Genomic DNA, 17,819 nt, shown 5'->3' on the forward strand with positions numbered 1-17,819 from the left:
ACTCCTTCTTAACGTGCTTCTGTTGCCTTCGCTTGAACGATTTTAGCAACGACTTCTTGTTCGACCATCTTCTCAGCTTGAACGAGCGCTCGGCTGAAGGCGTAGGCATTACTTGAACCATGCGCCTTAATGACCGGAGCCGCAATCCCGAATAGTCCGGCACCGCCATATTCTTCATAAGCGAGCAACTGCTTCATTTTTTTCAACTTCGGTTTTAGTACGAGAGCGGCGAGCTTTGATGTCCAAGAGCTCATGAATTGTTCTTTCATGACACCCATGATCATACTGGCAGCCCCTTCTGTACTCTTAAGTAACGTATTGCCGGCAAAACCTTCCGTGACGATGACATCGACGTCACCGCTCATCGCTTCTCTCGCCTCGACGTTCCCAACGAAATGAATCGGTGCTGTCTCAAGTAGCGGATACGTTTCCTTCGTCAGTGCATTCCCTTTACCGGCTTCTGATCCGATATTCAGGAGTCCGACTTTCGGACGTGTGATGCCGCGAACTTGTTCTGCGTAGACAGACCCCATGATGGCATAATCGAGCAGATGCTCTGCCTTCGCATCTGGGTTGGCGCCAACATCTAAGATGACGACACCTTTCCCATTACGTGTCGGGAAAGTCGGGGCCAGTGCAGGACGGTCAACTCCTTCGATTCGACCGATGACGAACAATCCGGCAGTCATGAGCGCTCCCGTGTTGCCTGCTGAAATCAAGGCATCTGCCTCTCCTGATTTCACCAGGTTTGCAGCCACAACGAGTGAGCTATCTTTCTTGCGGCGAATCGCACGTACCGGTTCATCTTCTCCAGTGATGACGGATGCCGCGTGGACGATCGTCACGCGCGGATCCTCGATTGTGTATGAGCGTAATTTCAACTCATCTCCGACTAGTCGGATATCGATGTTTTCGTTTGGATGTTCTGCCAAATAGGCAACGACCCCTTCTACGATGGCACGGGGTGCGTGATCGCCCCCCATAGCGTCAACTGCTAAAATCATTTCGATTCCTCCTTACTACTTCGATACACCGTGAACTCACCGATGAAGACACATTCTTCACCGACATAACTCTCCACCGTGATGTCAGAACGACCATCTTGACGATGGGAACTGACGAATGCCTTCGCAACGACGCGTTCTCCGACGTGAACGGAGCGTGTGAACTGAACGTTCGCACGTGTCGTCAACGCGAGTTCATCGTCGATGAGCGCAATCGCAAGCGAGTTTGCCTGCGCGAACAAAATATGTCCGCGGGCGATTGCATTCCGACTAAACGCATGTTCCGGCAAAATCTCAAGGATCGAGATCGCAGATGTATCGAGTTTCAGGTCAATCATATCACCAATGACTTCATTTTCAGTCAACGTACGCACATCATCCAGCCGTTCGGTCGCGACGTGTTTAATTCGCTCCCGTAATTCCGGAATCTTTAATTCCATCCGGTCGAGACGAATCGTCTGGATACTGACACGGAATCGTGTCGCCAGCGCTTCATCCGTGATGAACGGATTTTGCTCGATCGTCTGTAATAATTCTTGTTGTCTCTCTTTTTTAGGTACCCGCATGTATGTTCCTCCCACAAGAAGGATGACCACTATTATTACCTGGTACTAACAGTAGTATATATCCCTTGTTGTTCACTTTCAAGTATTATTCGATTCTTTCTCCTTCAAGTAGCCCTTGTCGTTCGATATAGTCACGTAAGACATCGTATTCCGGTGCCTGCCAAAATGCGTCCGATCGCAGTAAGCGGACTGCATCTTGTCGTGCGGTTTCCATGACTTGTATATCGAGCGCAGGATCAGTCAAGACGAAGCGCGGTAATCCACTTTGTTCGGTACCGAAGAAATTTCCGGCTCCGCGCAGTTTCAAATCCTTTTCCGCTAGCTTGAAGCCATCGTTCGTCTCCGTCATCGTCTTGATCCGTTCTTTTCCCGTATCGGAAGAGGGATCGGCGATTAGAATACAGTAAGACTGGGCATCGCCTCGACCGACGCGCCCTCTTAATTGGTGTAATTGCGCAAGACCGAAGCGTTCTGCATCATGAATGACGATGATCGACGCGTTCGGAACGTTCACGCCGACCTCGACGACCGTCGTTGAAACAAGGATTTGAACAGTATTCTCCTTAAACGCCTGCATGACCTCGTCTTTTTCAGAAGAAGTCAAGCGCCCATGCATCAAACCGACATGATAGGGCTTGAACCGCTCAGTCAATGTCGCATGTAATTCAATCGCATTTTGAACTTCGAGTGATTCGGATTCCTCGATCAATGGCGTGATGACGTAGGCTTGTCGACCTTGCGACAATTCTTTCTCGACGAACCCGAAAACGCGTTCCATCTGTTGCGGTTTCGCCCAGTAGGTCTCGATTTCCTTTCGTCCAGCCGGCATCTCATCGATGATCGAAACATCCATATCTCCAAAGACCGATATCGCAAGCGTACGCGGAATCGGTGTCGCTGTCATATATAATACATCTGCCTGTTCGGCTTTCGCGCGCAATCGCTTCCGTTGTTCGACACCGAAGCGATGTTGTTCATCGGTGATGACGAGGTGTAATGCCTTGAACTGGACGGTGTCTTGAATCAGCGCATGTGTTCCGACCAAGACGTCGATTTCTCCTGTTGCGAGGGCTTCGAGCAAGTGTGCGCGCGCTTTCCCTTTAACGGAACTCGTCAGTAGACCGACTCGGATCCCAAGTGGTTCAAGCAATGGGGCGAGCGACGCTGCATGCTGTTCCGCTAAAATTTCGGTCGGCACCATTAAGGCGCCTTGTCTTCCGGCACGAACCGTCGCGAATAAGGCGATGGCTGCGATGACGGTCTTTCCGCTTCCGACATCTCCTTGCAACAACCGATTCATTCGTTCGGCGCGACCGATGTCGTCTAGGATCTCTTTTGTCACACGTTGCTGTGCACCTGTCAGCGGAAACGGCAGGCTCTTGATGAAATTGGCAATATCCGTTTCATGTAAAGGCAAGGCAATCCCTTGACCTTTCCGTCGTCCAAGACGTAACGCCTGTAATTTCAGTTGGAAATAGAGGCACTCCTCGTAGACATAACTGCGACGAGCAGCCGTTAACTCTTGTCGATTCGTTGGGAAATGAAGCGACTTCAACATCGTCATCCGGTCTTGCAACCGATACGTCTTCCGGATGCTATCCGGGATTCGTTCAGCTAATGCCTCAGTCTCCTTGAACGCCAAGTCGACGACGCGTCGGAATGTCTTCATCCGCATGTCACCCCGGAGCGAGTAAACGGGTGTCAATTCGCCTTCGATTGCCCCGAATTGCAATTCCGTCGCAGAGATCGTCATCCGGTGTAAATCCCACTTGCCACTGACCGTCACTTCTGCTCCAAGTTGCAATTGGTCTTTGTAGAATGCCCGGTTGAACATCGTTACGGTCACACTATACCGTTCTTCAACGAGCAGACGGAACGTTAAACGATTCTTTCCTTTGCCGTAATAGCGCACAAGTGGTTCAGACTGGACTTGACCTGTGAACTTGACTTTATTCTCATGGATTGCTTCCGTTAGACTTCCCGTCACGAAGTCGTCATAACGAAACGGGACGTGCTCGAGCACGTCCGCAACGGTGAGAATATTCATCTCTTCTAGTTTTTTCGCTAAATCCCGTCCGACACCTTTTAATGTCTTGACGTCACGTGATGGATTCATTCGATAACTCTCCGAAGATTTTCGCTTCGAGCCAGCGACCCGTCGGCGTATTCGCGAGTCCACCTTTTGCTGTCTCGCGAAGCGCAGACGGCATCATCTGACCAATCTCATGCATGGCTGAGATGACTTCATCACACGGAATCCGTGACGTGATTCCAGCGAGTGCCATGTCGGCAGCGACAACAGCATTCGCCCCACCCATCGCATTGCGTTTCACGCATGGCACTTCGACGAGTCCTGCAACAGGATCACAGACGAGTCCAAGCATGTTTTTCAGCGCGATTGCAAAAGCATGCGCTGACTGATCCGGTGTTCCGCCCGCCATCTCAACGATGGCAGCTGCTGCCATCGCTGTTGCCGAACCAACTTCTGCTTGACAGCCACCAGCCGCTCCAGAAATCGATGCATTGTTCGCGACGACGAAACCAAACGCACCGGATGTGAACAAGAAGCGTAACATCTGCTCACGCGTTGGGTTTAACCGATCTTTGACAGCAAATAGTGTACCTGGTACGACGCCGGCACTCCCTGCCGTTGGTGTCGCACAAATTTTTCCCATCGCAGCATTGACTTCATTCGTTCCGATTGCCTTACTAACGGCGTCCAGTAATAAATCACCGGATAATCCTTTACCTGAAGCACGGTACCGTTGAAGCAAGACAGCATCCCCACCGGTCAGTCCTGTCACCGACTGGACACCGTCACCATCAAGTGAACGAGCGACTGCTTCTTCCATCACTTGTAGGTTTCGTTCCATCATCGCATAGACTTCATCTCGCTCTAAATGACGAACCGTCATCTCTTGCTCGATCATGACTTCCGAAATCGGAATATTTCGTTCCGTCGCGATGGCGACGAGTTCTTTTACGGATTTAAACATGTCTTCACTCTCCCATCATGACGGCACGCTCGACTTGAGGTAACCGATCGATTTCTTCCAACACTTCTGCCGTTATCCGGTCATCAATCTCAATTGCCATGAGTGCTTGTTTTCCTTTTTCATGCCGTGACACTTCCATATGCCCGATGTTGATTTCGTAATCAGCCAAAATGCTCGTCACGGCTGCAATCGCACCAAAGCGGTCATGGTGCAAGACGACGAGTGCCGGTCCCCCACCGGACAAACGAAGCGGTACACCATTTAATTCCGTGATCTCAATCGTTCCCCCACCAATTGAAATACCGACCAATTCAAACTCTTCTACTCCATTCGTCAAATGGACACGAGCCGTATTCGGATGATCCGTCAACGCTTCACTCGTCTCGAAATGAATCTCAATCCCTTTCGACTTCGCGATATCGATTGATTGTGGAATCCGGTCGTCAAACGTATCGTATCCGAGAACACCGCCGATGATGGCGACATCCGTTCCATGTCCACGATACGTATCCGCGAATGAACCGTAAAACGTGATGTGGATGACAGTAGGCGTTTCCCCGAATAATTTACCCGCCATCAATCCAATCCGTGCAGCTCCCGCTGTATGCGAGCTCGATGGACCAACCATGACTGGTCCGATGATGTCAAAGACGCTACGATATTTCATTTCTTTTCCCCTCTCTATGAAACAAACGAAATCCCACCTCTATTATCGCAGATGGTGGGATTCGTGAAAAGGCTAGTCGCCCTTTTTCAGTATGATGGTTTTATTCGACGCTTAAAATGTACGAATAAAGTGGTTGTTTGCCGTCGTGGACTTCCACTTCAGCATCCGGATTAACCGATTCGATGTACGCAACGAGGTCGTCGACTTCTTCTGTCGAAACGCCTTCACCGTAAAGAACCGTGATGATTTCGTCGTCCTCCGTGACGAGTGTATCGACGAGTTTCTTGACTGCACCAAGACTTGAAGCGTCCGTAGCGACGATTTGTTTTTCAGCAATCGCCATATGGTCGTCTTTCTTGATTTCTACACCATCGATGTTCGTATCACGTACGGCATATGTGACTTGTCCCGACTTAACGGCTGCAATCGCATCTGCCATATGCGCTTCGTTCTCTTCGACAGTCGCTTCTGGATTATAGACGATTGTTGCTGCTAAACCTTGTGGGACTGTTTTTGATTTCACGACCGTCACACCACAATTCGCGACAGATGCTGCTTGTTCAGCGGCCATGATGATGTTCGAGTTGTTTGGATAGACATAAACGTGTTCAGCATGTGCATCCTCGATCGCCTTAACGATATCTTCCGTCGACGGGTTCATCGTTTGTCCGCCTTCGATGACGACACTGACACCGAGTGATTTAAAGAGTTCGCTGATTCCTTCACCCATTGCGACTGTCACGAGGGCTGCTTTCGCTTTTGCCTTCGGTGCAGCGACTGGAGTGACTTGGTTCGCACCTTCTTCTTCAAGGATCGTCGAGTGTTGTTGACGCATGTTTTCAATCTTAACAGCGACGAGTTCACCGAAACGTTGTCCTTTTGTGATGACTTCTCCTGGTGTTTCAACGTGGACGTGAACTTTCAACAGTTCTTCATCCGCTACGACGAGCAATGAATCACCGAATTCCGCTAATTCGTTACGGAAGTCTTCTTCGCTAAATGGTGCATTCGCAAGCTTGTCATCTTGGAAACGAACCATGATTTCCGTACAGTAACCGTAATGGATTTCTTCTGTCGACATGAAGCTTTGAGCCGTTTTATGATGCTCTGCTTCGACGAGTGCTTCCATGACAGGCGCATGCGGTTTGTCGAGTTCTTTTCCTTCGAGTGTTGCGAGGAATCCTTCATAGATACAAACGAGACCTTGACCACCAGAGTCAACGACGCCGACTTCTTTTAATACCGGAAGAAGTTCTGGTGTTCCGTCGAGCGATACTTTCGAAGCTTCGACGAGTTGACGCATCAACTCTAAGAAATCCGTCGTCGTCTCAGATTGTGCGATAGCAGCGACCGCTGTTTCACGGGCAACCGTCAAGATTGTTCCTTCAACCGGTTTCATGACTGCTTTGTATGCTGTATCGACACCTTTTTGTAACGCATCTGCGAATTCCTTCGTATCAATCGTTGTTTTGCCTTCGATTGATTTCGAGAATCCACGGAACAATTGACTTAAGATGACGCCAGAGTTTCCGCGCGCCCCCATCAATAATCCACGTGCGAAGACGTTCGCGACTTCCGATACAGAATCCGAAGTTGATTTACCTGCTTCTTTCGCACCTGAAGTCATCGTCAAATTCATGTTCGTTCCCGTATCACCATCTGGCACAGGGAAGACGTTCAATGAATCGACGAAATCTGCATTTTGATAGAGATTCGCCGCGCCATTTTGAATCATCTTGACTAACTGCGCTCCTGTTAAACGATCTACACTCACTAAAGTTTCCTCCTCTATTCCCGCCTTAGACATTCGTCAAGCGGACTCCTTGGACAAAGATGTTCACAGATGTCACATCAAGACCTAGTGCCTGACTGAGCGTGTATTTCACGCGACTCTGTACGTTATTCGCCACCTCTGAGATTTTCGTTCCATAACTTACGATGATATGCATATCGATATGGACCTGCTCTGAAGCCTGTCGAACGATGACACCGCGTGCAAAGTTCTCACGTTTTAAGAGTTCAGCAAGACCATCCTTGATTTGAGACTGGGATGCCATACCAACGACACCAAAACATTCCATTGCCGCGCCGCCCGCAAGTTGCGCGACGACATCATTATCTACATCAATCTTTCCATAGGTCGTTTTCATCTCGATCGCCACCTGAGTAGCCCCCTTTGAATATTGTATTCTTCTCATAATTCTACTATAAGGACCTACTATTGAAAAGTCGCCGTACTGACTATACAATGAATAAGTGAAAAATAGTAGCGGTCAAATGAACTTTTACCATCATCCTCATCCATTATTTTAAATTTCGAGGTTGTCTGTCAAGTTTTTTTCTTGTCAGCTACTTTTTTTATGTTGCAACCGCCCTGACACCATGCTAAGATAGCAAAGTGTCTATTAGGACGAACGCAAAACAACATAAAAGGAGGCGGAACGCATGGCACGTAAATGCTACGTTACTGGGAAATCGCCAAAGTCGGGTAACAACCGTTCACACGCATTGAACAAAACAAAACGTACTTGGGGAGTCAACGTACAAAAAGTACGTATCCTCGTCGACGGTAAGCCGAAAAAGGTTTGGGTTTCAGCTCGAGCTCTTAAATCAGGTAAAGTCGAACGCGTATAAGGCGCAACCACCGGATGGGAATCTTCCCTTCCGGTTTTTTTATGCCCTCATTTATTTTTCTCATAAACTAATTGTCGCTTTTATTGAAAACGCTTACAATAGGAACGTACTTTATTTTGTCAGAATTGGGGGAAGTCATCATGCAACTCAAACGAGAGATGACGAGTCGACATCTGTTCATGATTTCACTTGGCGGAATCATCGGAACAGGCTTATTTTTAGGGTCAGGATTAACGATTTCACAAGCAGGACCTCTCGGGGCGGTCCTCAGTTACATCGTGGGTGGGACCATCATGTATCTGACAATGTTATGTCTAGGGGAATTAGCGGTCTATCTGCCGGTCTCGGGGTCATTTCAGACCTATACGACCCGCTTCATCGGACCAGGGATCGGCTTTGCCGTCGGTTGGATTTATTGGCTCGGCTGGGCCGTGACGGTGGCACTCGAAATCACAGCTGCCGGCAGTTTAATGGACCGCTGGTTTCCGAATGTACCCGTCGTCGTCTGGTGTACCGCCTTTACGGTCTTGCTGTTCGGTCTGAATGCCGTCTCCGCCAAAGCATTCGGTGAAGCTGAATTCTGGTTCTCGAGTTTGAAGGTCCTCGCGATCCTATTCTTCATCATTTTAGGTGGCGCTGCTTGGTTCGGCTGGTTACCGATGGAAGCAGATCGCCCAACATCGTTATTTGCGAACTTTACGGCAAGCGGTTGGTTTCCAAACGGGATTCTTGGTGTCTTGACGACGATGATCGCCGTCAACTTCGCCTTCCAAGGAACGGAATTGATCGGTGTTGCGGCTGGGGAGTCCGACACGCCAGAAAAATCGATTCCAAAAGCGATCCGCAATACAGTCTGGCGGACGTTCATCTTCTTCGTCTTATCGATTACGATCGTTGGTGCATTAATTCCGTATGAGACGGCTGGCGGAGTCAGCAGTCCGTTCATCATGGTCTTTGATGCGATCGGCATTCCGTACGCTGCTGATTTGATGAATATCGTCGTCTTGACGGCACTATTATCCGTCGGAAACTCCGGATTATATGCGGCGACTCGGATGTTATGGGCAATGGCGCAAGAAGGGATGATTTCAAAGAAATTATCTTACGTCAATGCACGTGGTGTGCCAATGCGTGCTTTACTCTTTACGATGATGTTCGCGATGTTATCGCTTCTGACCGCATTTTTCGCAGAAGATACCGTCTTCATTTGGCTCTTGTCCTTAGCCGGACTCGGGGCTCAAGTCGGCTGGATTTCGATCTCTGCTTCTCAGCTTGCATTTCGTCGTCAGTTCGTCCGAAACGGACACGATGTATCCGAACTGAAATTCAAGACACCACTCTATCCGGTGTTACCACTGATTTCGTTGACACTTAACGTCGTCGTCCTCGTCAGTCTTGCGTTTCAAGCGGATCAACGAATCGCTCTATACATCGGTGTTCCTTTCTTCCTTGTCATGTGGGGAAGTTATCATCTCTTCGTCAAAGGAAAACATCTATCCGCTCAAAGCGACATCCGTGTCGCCCCTTCTCAACTCGAAGAATAATTTCACACAAAAAGAGGTCGCGGAGTCATCCACGGCCTCTTTCCTATGATTGTGCTATTCCTTAAGCGTCCGCATCATCAATAGTTCTCCTTGATGGAGCTCTACCTTCGCTTCTGACGCACACCATTCATTACTGACGGTCAAGGAACCTCCGACCGGTACTGGATGTGCATCAAGTGGATATTTGACTCCGGATAAGCTTAAAGTCGATGGTACGAGTGGAATGAACGAAAGATAATAATAGCTCCCTGCTTCGACTGTATACGTTCCCTCAGCCAAGTATCGTACCTCTTCTCGTTTCGTCACGAGTCGTGCCTCTGGGTATCGCTTCAATAAATATACATTTTGGACGGTCATGTCGAGCCGCCCACCTGTCGCCCCGATAATGAAGGTATCCTCAAACTGTTTCTTCTCTGAGACTGTACGAAGTGCCAGTTCGAGATCCGTTTCATCTTTCTCGGCCGGATGAACGATTGCCCCTTCTGGTACATAACCAAGCGAATCAAAATCACCAATCGTCAGGTCGCATGTCAGCCCAAACGATTCAATCGTCTGAACACCACCGTCAACACCGACGATAAAATCACCTGGCTGACAAAACGTCCGTAAATCCGGCGCTTCTTCTCGCGGACCGGCACAGACGAGAATCGCCCGCATCTCAGACGCCTCGTGCCGAATAACGGAGTAAGCGTGGCGCAGTCGTGAATAAAAGACCCGCAACGACACCACAAAGAACGTAAGACGGTACCATGTATGTCGCGTTATAAATCAATGAATACGGTACGACTGGACCTTCGGCATACTCGGCAAAAAAGACGATTCCACTGATGACATGACAGATATAACGGAGTCCTGCGCCTAATAACGTCGCCAGGAGAACGAACGCCATCAAGCTTTTCTTTTGTCCATTGCGCGCGGCTAGTCTGACTTGACGCGCGAACAGACCACTTAATCCGACGACACCATACGCAATCGTATAGTCAAGCATCGGTTGAACGATCGTCAAGACTTGTGGAGCGAACATCAATTGAATCGTACCGACAAGCGCTCCCGTAACGACCCCTCCAACGACACCGTGGCGAAATGCCATGACGAAGATCGGTAACATCGCTAAGCTGATTGAGCCTCCTTGTGGCATTTTGAATGGAATCAGTAAATCAAAGACGACTCCGAGACTGGCAAAGATGGCAATTTCCATCATCATTTGTAACCGTTTCATGCTATTTTCCTCCTTCATTGTACGAGAGGACGCAAAAAGGCAGTACGACGAACGCCGTACTGCCTGCGTGCGCCACATCCCTACGTCCGTTTGAACGGAACAGGTTCGAAGGGTTAAAGTCTAAAAGACTCCTCTCAGCCGCTTTTCAAGCGACACCCCTTGCGGTCATCATATTTCGTTTTCTCGTTCTTATTATACGGCAGCCCCTTGACGAATGCTAGTGATCGCTTCCGCATAATCTGGTGCATTGTAGATTGCTGATCCTGCGACGAGAACGTTCGCACCGTTATCGATGCAAAGCTTTGCCGTTTCCGGATTGACGCCACCGTCAATCTCGATTTCAAATGTCAGACCACGATCTGCTTTCACTTGCGCAAGTGCTGCGAGTTTCGGCATGACACGCTCGATGAAGGCTTGTCCACCGAAGCCCGGATTGACCGTCATCAATAAAACCATATCGACATCCTCAAGGACGTGTTCAATCGTTGATAATGGCGTATGGGGATTCAAGACGACTCCTGCCTTTGCGCCCGCTGCTTTGATTTGTTGCAAGACACGATGGACATGATTCGTCGCTTCGATGTGGAACGTCACGATGTCCGCCCCTGCTTTGACGAAATCCTCGACGAAACGTTCTGGCTGGTCGATCATCAAATGGACATCGAGAATCATATCCGTCTTTTGACGTAAGCTGCTAAGCACAGGTAATCCAAATGAGATGTTCGGTACGAACTGACCGTCCATGACATCAAAATGGATATAGTCCGCGCCTGCTGCTTCGACTGCTTTAACATCGCGTTCGAGATTCGCAAAATCTGCTGATAAGATAGATGGTGCAATTTTAATCATCTTCAATACCTCCGGGCTCGATTCTTGATTTCGTCTATAAACATACCATAGTTCTCATAACGAGAGGACATGATTTCTTGGGCTTCGACGGCTTCCTTGACGGCACAACCGGGTTCATTCAAATGCAAGCAACCTCGGTATTTGCAATCATCTTGTACAGCCACGAATTCAGGGAAACTCCACCGTACATCCTCGATTTCCATATCATACGGAAAATCGAGGTTCGAGAAACCTGGCGTATCGGCAATCAATCCTTCGGCAAGCGGCATCAATGTGACGTGGCGCGTCGTATGACGTCCGCGTCCGAGTGATTTCGAGATCGCACTTGTTTCTAAATCAAGAGAGGGCTCCAGTGCATTGAGCAATGAACTTTTCCCGACACCGGATTGTCCGGCGAGAACGCTCGTTTTTCCAGCAAGTAACGGACGGACTTGCTCAACACCCGTCAACGTCTCACTTGATGTCTCGATGACCGTATACCCAATCTTCCGGTAAGCGGCAATCGCCTCTCGGACAGCCGGTCCTTTGACTTCGTCAAGTAAATCCATCTTCGTTAACAGGATGACGGGTTGGATTTCCTTCGCTTCGATCAAGACGAGAAATCGGTCGAGTAGATGCGCTGAAAAATCAGGTTCTGCCGCCGAGACGACAAGCAACGCTTGATCGATATTCGCGACAGGCGGGCGTACTAAAAAGTTGTCCCGCTCCTTCACTTCGAGAATGTACCCGGTCTCACTTTCGATATGAAGCACGACTTCATCTCCGACGACTGGACTGATGCCGCGTTTTCGGAAATTTCCTCTTGCTCGTGAACGAACTTCTCCTTCTGGTGTCATGACATCATAAAAGCCGCCCTGCAGGCGTATGATCGTTCCTTCTCGATTCTCTTCGATGCGTTGTTCCGTCATCCTATGCACTCCTCTTTTATCACATTCATTGTGCGTCTTTTGCTTGATTGTACGTGATGGTTTTTGAACGATACACCGTATCGTCTTTATAGATCGTAATTTTGCCTTCTTCACCCGGATCAATCGTTAATGGCACGTCGAATGTCTCATCTTGATCAATTGATTCCTCGATGACGGTCCGCTTCCCTTTCGCGTCTTCCGTCTCGATTCGGATGACTTGTTTCGGCGGAGCCTCTTCTTCATCTTCACTAACAGCATCATAGACGACCTTTTCAGGGAACGTCGCCGTCACTGTTTTTTCTTCCTCACCTTTAGAGATGAAGACCGTCACGGAGTCGTTCGGCTCGACTTGTGCGCCAGCTTGCGGGAACTGACGGATGACTTGATCGAGTTTGACATCGCTAGAAAATTCTTGTTCGAACGTTCCGTCTAATCCTACTTTATCGAGATAAGCTTTTGCTTCATCACTCGATAAATTCGTCAAATCCTTCAACTCGAAAGAAGACGTCCCCTCAGATACAGTAATCGTAATCGTTTGTTCTTTCGCAATGACCTCCGTTCCAGCAGAAATTGACTGTCGAATCACATTTCCTCGATCGATCTCATCCGACTTCTCTCGCTCGACTTCGACTTTTGCGAATCCTGCTTCTTTTAGCGTTGCAATTGCTTCTTTTTCAGCTTCATCCGTCACATCCGGTACCTCAACCGGAGCGCTACCAGTAGAAACGACCAAATTGACTGTCGAGCCCTTCTTGACCTGTGCTTTTTCACGAGGCGTTTGACTGATGACATCGCCTTCTTCGACCGTATCGCTACTCCGTTCCGTTGTCTCGACGACAAATCCAAGTTTCTCAAGCTTCGTTTCCGCATCGTCTCCATCCGTCTTGACGACAGATGGTACGGTGACCGTTGGATCCGGCCACATCGCGAACGTCGTAGCCGCCCCACCCAGTAAAAGGAGTAACAAGAGGACGATCCACCAGCGTTTTTTCTTTTTCTTTTCCGGTGTTTTCGGTTGAACGGTCGTGACAGCGGGTGATTCTAGTTCCGCTTTTGATTCTTCTGGCACTTGTACAGGCGATAAGACCATCGTCTTTTCCATCTCATCCTCTTCTGCACCACGGATGCCTTCACTTGCTCGTTCGTCAGACAACGCCGTCACCATATCTGTCTTAAACGCTGCGACGGACTGTTGGCGGTCATGCGGTGCTTTTGCGAGCGCCTGCATGATACAGTTCTCAAGCGCTTGTGGCACTTTCGGATTCAAGACGGATGGACGCCGCGGTGTATCTTGCAGATGCTTTAAAGCGATCGCAACCGGTGAATCACCTTCGAACGGGACTTGTCCTGTAACAAGTTCGTATAAGACAGCACCAAGCGAATAGATATCCGACTTCTCATCCGCAAATTTACCTTTTGCTTGTTCCGGTGAAAAGTAATGGACGGACCCAAGAACGGACATCGTATGCGTCAGCGTCGCATTCGACATCGCCACAGCGATTCCGAAATCCGTTACTTTGACGGTACCATCTTCTCGAATCAACATGTTTTGCGGTTTGATATCGCGATGGATGATCCGGTGTGCATGGGCGTGATCAATCGCATCACAAATTTGAGCGATGATATCGACGGCCTGCGGCACAGGTAATGCTTGATTTTCACAAAATGTTTTTAATGTCATACCATCGATATACTCCATGACGATGTAATAGATGGCATCTTCTTCGCCTACATCATAGACGGCAACGATGTTTGGATGATTCAAGCTGGTAGCAGCATGCGCTTCACGTTCGAATCGACGAATGAACTGTTCGTCATGCGAAAATTCAGTCCGTAAAATCTTAATGGCAACATGACGCTTTAAAATCTCATCATAGGCTTGATAGACATTCGCCATCCCGCCACTTCCAACTAGCCGTTCTATGCGGTAGCGGTCATTTAATCGATCTCCGTATCGCATATTCAGACCCTCTTTCTTTCTTTGAACCGGATGGCGGCAATCGTAATATTATCCGCGCCTCCTCGAGCATTCGCTTCTTTCACCAATCGTCCAACGATCTCATCAAGCGGCTCATCCTGTAAGATGATCTGTTCGATGACATCATCTGGCACTTCATCGGTCAATCCGTCACTACAGACGAGGACGAGGTCATAGTCTGGAGCATCTCTGACTTGAATGTCGACTTCGACTGTTTCGTTCGAGCCGACCGACCGTGTGATGACATTCTTACGTGGATGATTTTCGACTTCCTCATCCGAAAGTTCCCCCATTTGTCGTAACATGTTGACGTAAGAATGATCATCCGTCAATTGTTTTAACGCCGTACCTTCAAGGGCATAGACCCTACTATCTCCAACATGACCGATGACGAGCAAATCTTCGACCCAGCATACGCAGGCAATGGTCGTTCCGACGATTGCAAGTTGCTCGTCTTTTGAAAACTGAAGAATCCGGGCATTTGCCTCGGCTACACGTTGTTCTATCCATTCAGACAATTCCATCGGACGATTTGGCATGAGTGAAAAGGATGCTTCAAATACCTCGCGAACGATCGCACTTGCGATATCGCCAGCAGCATGACCTCCCATACCGTCCGCAACGACGGCAAGACCACGTTCGGCGTTCCCGACGAGTAATACCGTATCCTCATTTTTAGTCCTGACTTTCCCAGTAGTCGAAAGGTGAGCTAGCTCCATGACAGTCCTCCGTTCGTGTCAATCTTCTCGTTTTTTAAACGCGGCAATATAGAAGCCGTCCGTTCCGACTGTCGTCGGTAACAACTTGAGTTCTGCTCGATCCCCAATCAGATGTCGCACGGATTCTGGCATGCGTGCCGCGAAGGATGTGTCAAAATCGAACCCTTGATCGAGAATGAACGCTGTCTGCTCCTCGTTCTCGGTCGGATCAATCGTACAAGTCGAATAGACGAAGGTTCCACCCTTTTTAACGAGTGGTAAGACAGATGTCAGAATATCTCGTTGAATTTTCGGGAGTTGCTCGAGTTGTTCCGGACGTTTCGTCCATTTGATATCTGGTTTTCTCCGAATGACACCGAGTCCTGAACAAGGTGCGTCGACAAGAATCCGATCAAAGGATTCTATTTCGAAGCGTTCCCCTGCTTTACGGGCATCTAACGCTTCTGCTTGAACAGTCGTAAGACCTAATCGTGTTGCTTGCTGTTCAATTAATTTAATCTTATGTGGATGAAGATCAAGTGCCTGTAGTGTTCCCGTTGTCAAACCTTCAGCAATATGCATCGCTTTCCCACCAGGTGCGGCACAGCTGTCAAGTACATGATCAGATGTTTCTGCACCGAGTGCACGGGCGACGAGCATTGAGCTCTCATCCTGCAGAGAAAGATACCCACGGTCAATCAGATCCGTTTTTTGAACACTTCCTCGTTCGATTTCGAGACCGTCTGGCGCGACCGTAGATGGTTTTGCCGTCACACCTTGGTCGAGTAGAAGCTCGATCGCTTCCTCTCGCGTCGTCTTCGTCCGATTGATGCGAACCGTGACCGGTGCAGGTGTGTTATTCAATTGACAGATTTGAAGCGTTTCTTCCGGACCAAACAGTTCAATCCAGCGTTCGACGAGCCACTGCGGATGACTCGTTTCGATGCTGATTCGTTTTGCGACAGGCTCAATCTCAGCGAAGTGAGGCATTCCCGCCCGTAATACATTCCGGAGCACTCCGTTGACGACTTTCGAGACGTGGACTTTTCCACGTTTTTTAGCAATCTCGACAGCTTCATGGATGACGGCATGATCCGGTACACGATCAAGATAAAACAATTGATACACACTCATCCGTAACAACGGACGCATGAATGGGTCAAGTTTTTTCTGTTTTGCTAGATACGGCTCCAAAATATAATCCAGTGTCAATTCACGACTGAGCGTCCCGTAGACGAGTTCCGTGAACAAGCCGACATCTGTTGCTGAGATAGCACGCTTTTCAAGCATCTGGTGGACGGTGATTGTCGAGAAGGCACCACCTTGACCAATTTTCATCAGTGTCGTTACTGCTGCGTCACGTACATTCATGCGTTCTCACCTACTTGTTGTCCGAGTTCAAGCGATTGACCGATCCCGCGCATGAACGTAGCACCGTCCATCCGTTTTTTTCCGGACGGCTGTAAGTCGATCAGCTTCAACGCTGTCTCCGAACCTGTCGCGATGACGGGACCATCCGCTTCTAAAGCGATGATTTCGCCTGGTCGTCCCGTTCCTTTGACTTTCGTCGCGAAAAAGACTTTCAATCGGTCATCACCAAGCATCGTGTACGTACTTGGGAAAGGATTCATTCCTCGGATTTGATCATAGAGTGTCTCACCCGGTAACGTAAAATCAAGCCGTTCCCGTTCACGTGAGATATTCGGTGCAAACGTCGCTTCTCCCTCGACTTGTGCTTCCGGTGTCAATTCACCTGCGAACAAACGCGGTAACGTCTCAAGCAACAGACGCGCTCCTGCGTCCGCTAATTTTTCAAACATCGTTCCAACTGTATCGTTCTCTTCAATCGGAACGATGATTTTTGACAACATATCACCGGCATCCAATCGATCGACCATGTACATGATCGTCACACCTGTCTCTTTTTCACCATCGATGATTGCTTGATGAATCGGTGCACCGCCACGATATTTCGGTAAGAGTGACGCATGGACATTGATCGCCCCAAAACGTGGTGCTTCCAAAATCACCGTTGGTACGATCTGACCGTAAGCTGCCGTGATGATGAGATCTGGTTTTAAATCGAGAACATCTTGATAATCCTCGCGAATCCGTTTCGGTTGCAACACAGGAATATCGTGCTCCATCGCGACGAGTTTCACTGGTGTCGGTTTGACTTCCCGTTTTCGTCCGACCGGCTTATCGGGTTGTGAGACGACACCGACGACGTCATATCCGGCATCGATCACTTCACGCAGTGTTCCTGCCGCAAACTCAGGCGTCCCCATGAAGACGACGCGCGGTTTTTCTTGCTCGACGAGTTTATCCGTGAACAGGACACCGTCTAAATGATCCATCTCATGCTGGATGGCACGTGCAAAAAAGCCGTTTGCTTTGATTTTGACCGTTCGTCCGAGTCGATCCTGCGACTTGACGACGATGCGGTCGAACCGTTCGACAGGACCAAAGATGCCGGGCATGCTGAGGCATCCTTCGTCATCGATTTGTGAACCGTCGGCTTCGATGATTTCCGGATTGATCAGCTCGATCGGTCCCGTCTCATCATCCGTATGGACGACCGCAACACGGATCGGTTGATTGATTTGCGGTGCCGCTAAGCCGACACCATCATATTCATACATCGTATCGAACATCCGGTCGATCATCTTACCAAGTTTTTTATCGAACTTCGTGACAGGTTCACAAACCTGTCGTAATACATCGTTGGGTACTTCTACTACTTTATACATACAGAC

The 17,819-nt window shown here is 49.0% G+C and carries 17 protein-coding genes and 1 riboswitch; of the genes, 2 read left to right on the top strand and 15 right to left on the bottom strand.

Features of this window, described 5'->3' with window-relative positions; all coding sequences use genetic code 11:
- Window positions 1-8: 8 nt before the first annotated feature.
- The 7 genes from plsX to U719_RS10575 all read right to left on the bottom strand — a co-directional run bounded on the left by plsX (window position 9) and on the right by U719_RS10575 (window position 7,395).
- Window positions 9-1,004, bottom strand: a complete 996-nt coding sequence (gene plsX / locus U719_RS10545; protein WP_023468751.1) for a phosphate acyltransferase PlsX — start codon at window positions 1,002-1,004, stop codon at window positions 9-11.
- Entirely contained in the window at window positions 1,001-1,570 is a 570-nt protein-coding gene (gene fapR / locus U719_RS10550; RefSeq protein WP_023468752.1) for a transcription factor FapR, read from the bottom strand. The genes plsX and fapR overlap by 4 nt, the downstream gene beginning before the upstream one ends.
- Before the next feature lie 85 nt (window positions 1,571-1,655).
- A complete protein-coding gene (gene recG / locus U719_RS10555) occupies window positions 1,656-3,686 on the bottom strand; it encodes an ATP-dependent DNA helicase RecG (protein ID WP_023468753.1) in 2,031 nt (676 codons plus the stop codon).
- Window positions 3,670-4,566, bottom strand: coding sequence for an L-serine ammonia-lyase, iron-sulfur-dependent, subunit alpha (gene sdaAA, locus U719_RS10560; protein ID WP_023468754.1), 897 nt, complete (start codon window positions 4,564-4,566; stop codon window positions 3,670-3,672). The genes recG and sdaAA overlap by 17 nt, the downstream gene beginning before the upstream one ends.
- A 4-nt stretch (window positions 4,567-4,570) precedes the next feature.
- Window positions 4,571-5,233: an L-serine ammonia-lyase, iron-sulfur-dependent subunit beta gene (gene sdaAB, locus U719_RS10565; RefSeq protein WP_023468755.1), complete on the bottom strand. Its 663-nt coding sequence runs from the start codon at window positions 5,231-5,233 to the stop codon at window positions 4,571-4,573.
- 100 nt (window positions 5,234-5,333) lie between these two features.
- Window positions 5,334-7,007, bottom strand: coding sequence for a DAK2 domain-containing protein (locus U719_RS10570; RefSeq protein ID WP_369792079.1), 1,674 nt, complete (start codon window positions 7,005-7,007; stop codon window positions 5,334-5,336).
- Window positions 7,008-7,032: 25 nt separating this feature from the next.
- Complete coding sequence (locus U719_RS10575) at window positions 7,033-7,395, bottom strand: Asp23/Gls24 family envelope stress response protein (protein ID WP_023468757.1); 363 nt, start codon at window positions 7,393-7,395, stop codon at window positions 7,033-7,035.
- A 283-nt stretch (window positions 7,396-7,678) separates the two neighbouring features.
- Here U719_RS10575 and rpmB point away from each other — a divergent pair, with 283 nt between their 5' ends.
- Window positions 7,679-7,867: a 50S ribosomal protein L28 gene (gene rpmB, locus U719_RS10580; protein ID WP_023468758.1), complete on the top strand. Its 189-nt coding sequence runs from the start codon at window positions 7,679-7,681 to the stop codon at window positions 7,865-7,867.
- Between the two features lie 140 nt (window positions 7,868-8,007).
- Window positions 8,008-9,411 (top strand): amino acid permease, encoded by a 1,404-nt coding sequence (locus tag U719_RS10585; RefSeq protein WP_023468759.1) that lies wholly within the window; start codon window positions 8,008-8,010, stop codon window positions 9,409-9,411.
- A 54-nt stretch (window positions 9,412-9,465) separates the two neighbouring features.
- Here U719_RS10585 and U719_RS10590 read toward each other — a convergent pair whose 3' ends face one another.
- The 8 genes from U719_RS10590 to fmt form a co-directional block, all read right to left on the bottom strand.
- Window positions 9,466-10,068 (bottom strand): thiamine diphosphokinase, encoded by a 603-nt coding sequence (locus U719_RS10590; RefSeq protein WP_023468760.1) that lies wholly within the window; start codon window positions 10,066-10,068, stop codon window positions 9,466-9,468.
- A gap of 1 nt (window position 10,069) precedes the next feature.
- A complete protein-coding gene (gene thiT, locus U719_RS10595) occupies window positions 10,070-10,630 on the bottom strand; it encodes an energy-coupled thiamine transporter ThiT (RefSeq protein ID WP_023468761.1) in 561 nt (186 codons plus the stop codon).
- A 60-nt stretch (window positions 10,631-10,690) separates the two neighbouring features.
- Window positions 10,691-10,800, bottom strand: a riboswitch (TPP riboswitch).
- Window positions 10,801-10,822: 22 nt separating this feature from the next.
- On the bottom strand, window positions 10,823-11,479 hold the full coding sequence (gene rpe, locus U719_RS10600) for a ribulose-phosphate 3-epimerase (protein ID WP_023468762.1): 657 nt from the start codon (window positions 11,477-11,479) through the stop codon (window positions 10,823-10,825).
- Window positions 11,480-11,481: 2 nt separating this feature from the next.
- Window positions 11,482-12,387, bottom strand: coding sequence for a ribosome small subunit-dependent GTPase A (gene rsgA, locus U719_RS10605; protein ID WP_023468763.1), 906 nt, complete (start codon window positions 12,385-12,387; stop codon window positions 11,482-11,484).
- A gap of 25 nt (window positions 12,388-12,412) precedes the next feature.
- Window positions 12,413-14,347: a Stk1 family PASTA domain-containing Ser/Thr kinase gene (gene pknB, locus U719_RS10610; protein ID WP_023468764.1), complete on the bottom strand. Its 1,935-nt coding sequence runs from the start codon at window positions 14,345-14,347 to the stop codon at window positions 12,413-12,415.
- 2 nt (window positions 14,348-14,349) lie between these two features.
- Window positions 14,350-15,084, bottom strand: coding sequence for a Stp1/IreP family PP2C-type Ser/Thr phosphatase (locus U719_RS10615; RefSeq protein WP_023468765.1), 735 nt, complete (start codon window positions 15,082-15,084; stop codon window positions 14,350-14,352).
- 18 nt (window positions 15,085-15,102) lie between these two features.
- Complete coding sequence (gene rsmB / locus U719_RS10620) at window positions 15,103-16,434, bottom strand: 16S rRNA (cytosine(967)-C(5))-methyltransferase RsmB (RefSeq protein ID WP_023468766.1); 1,332 nt, start codon at window positions 16,432-16,434, stop codon at window positions 15,103-15,105.
- Window positions 16,431-17,813, bottom strand: a complete 1,383-nt coding sequence (gene fmt, locus U719_RS10625) for a methionyl-tRNA formyltransferase (RefSeq protein ID WP_023468767.1) — start codon at window positions 17,811-17,813, stop codon at window positions 16,431-16,433. The genes rsmB and fmt overlap by 4 nt, the downstream gene beginning before the upstream one ends.
- Window positions 17,814-17,819 lie beyond the last annotated feature (6 nt).

The sequence above is a fragment of the Exiguobacterium sp. MH3 genome (assembly GCF_000496635.1).
In the GTDB taxonomy this organism is placed as follows: Bacteria; Bacillota; Bacilli; order Exiguobacteriales; family Exiguobacteriaceae; genus Exiguobacterium_A; species Exiguobacterium_A indicum.

What these genes read in the sequence shown, in the direction of transcription:
- fapR (WP_023468752.1), bottom strand. Translation starts at nt 1,570, where the DNA reads ATGCGGGTACCTAAAAAAGAGAGACAACAAGAATTATTACAGACGATC.
- rpe (WP_023468762.1), bottom strand. Translation starts at nt 11,479, where the DNA reads ATGATTAAAATTGCACCATCTATCTTATCAGCAGATTTTGCGAATCTC.
- U719_RS10585 (WP_023468759.1), top strand. Translation starts at nt 8,008, where the DNA reads ATGCAACTCAAACGAGAGATGACGAGTCGACATCTGTTCATGATTTCA.
- recG (WP_023468753.1), bottom strand. Translation starts at nt 3,686, where the DNA reads ATGAATCCATCACGTGACGTCAAGACATTAAAAGGTGTCGGACGGGAT.
- sdaAB (WP_023468755.1), bottom strand. Translation starts at nt 5,233, where the DNA reads ATGAAATATCGTAGCGTCTTTGACATCATCGGACCAGTCATGGTTGGT.
- rsmB (WP_023468766.1), bottom strand. Translation starts at nt 16,434, where the DNA reads ATGAATGTACGTGACGCAGCAGTAACGACACTGATGAAAATTGGTCAA.
- U719_RS10590 (WP_023468760.1), bottom strand. Translation starts at nt 10,068, where the DNA reads ATGCGGGCGATTCTCGTCTGTGCCGGTCCGCGAGAAGAAGCGCCGGAT.
- pknB (WP_023468764.1), bottom strand. Translation starts at nt 14,347, where the DNA reads ATGCGATACGGAGATCGATTAAATGACCGCTACCGCATAGAACGGCTA.
- U719_RS10615 (WP_023468765.1), bottom strand. Translation starts at nt 15,084, where the DNA reads ATGGAGCTAGCTCACCTTTCGACTACTGGGAAAGTCAGGACTAAAAAT.
- sdaAA (WP_023468754.1), bottom strand. Translation starts at nt 4,566, where the DNA reads ATGTTTAAATCCGTAAAAGAACTCGTCGCCATCGCGACGGAACGAAAT.
- plsX (WP_023468751.1), bottom strand. Translation starts at nt 1,004, where the DNA reads ATGATTTTAGCAGTTGACGCTATGGGGGGCGATCACGCACCCCGTGCC.
- thiT (WP_023468761.1), bottom strand. Translation starts at nt 10,630, where the DNA reads ATGAAACGGTTACAAATGATGATGGAAATTGCCATCTTTGCCAGTCTC.
- rpmB (WP_023468758.1), top strand. Translation starts at nt 7,679, where the DNA reads ATGGCACGTAAATGCTACGTTACTGGGAAATCGCCAAAGTCGGGTAAC.
- fmt (WP_023468767.1), bottom strand. Translation starts at nt 17,813, where the DNA reads ATGTATAAAGTAGTAGAAGTACCCAACGATGTATTACGACAGGTTTGT.
- rsgA (WP_023468763.1), bottom strand. Translation starts at nt 12,387, where the DNA reads ATGACGGAACAACGCATCGAAGAGAATCGAGAAGGAACGATCATACGC.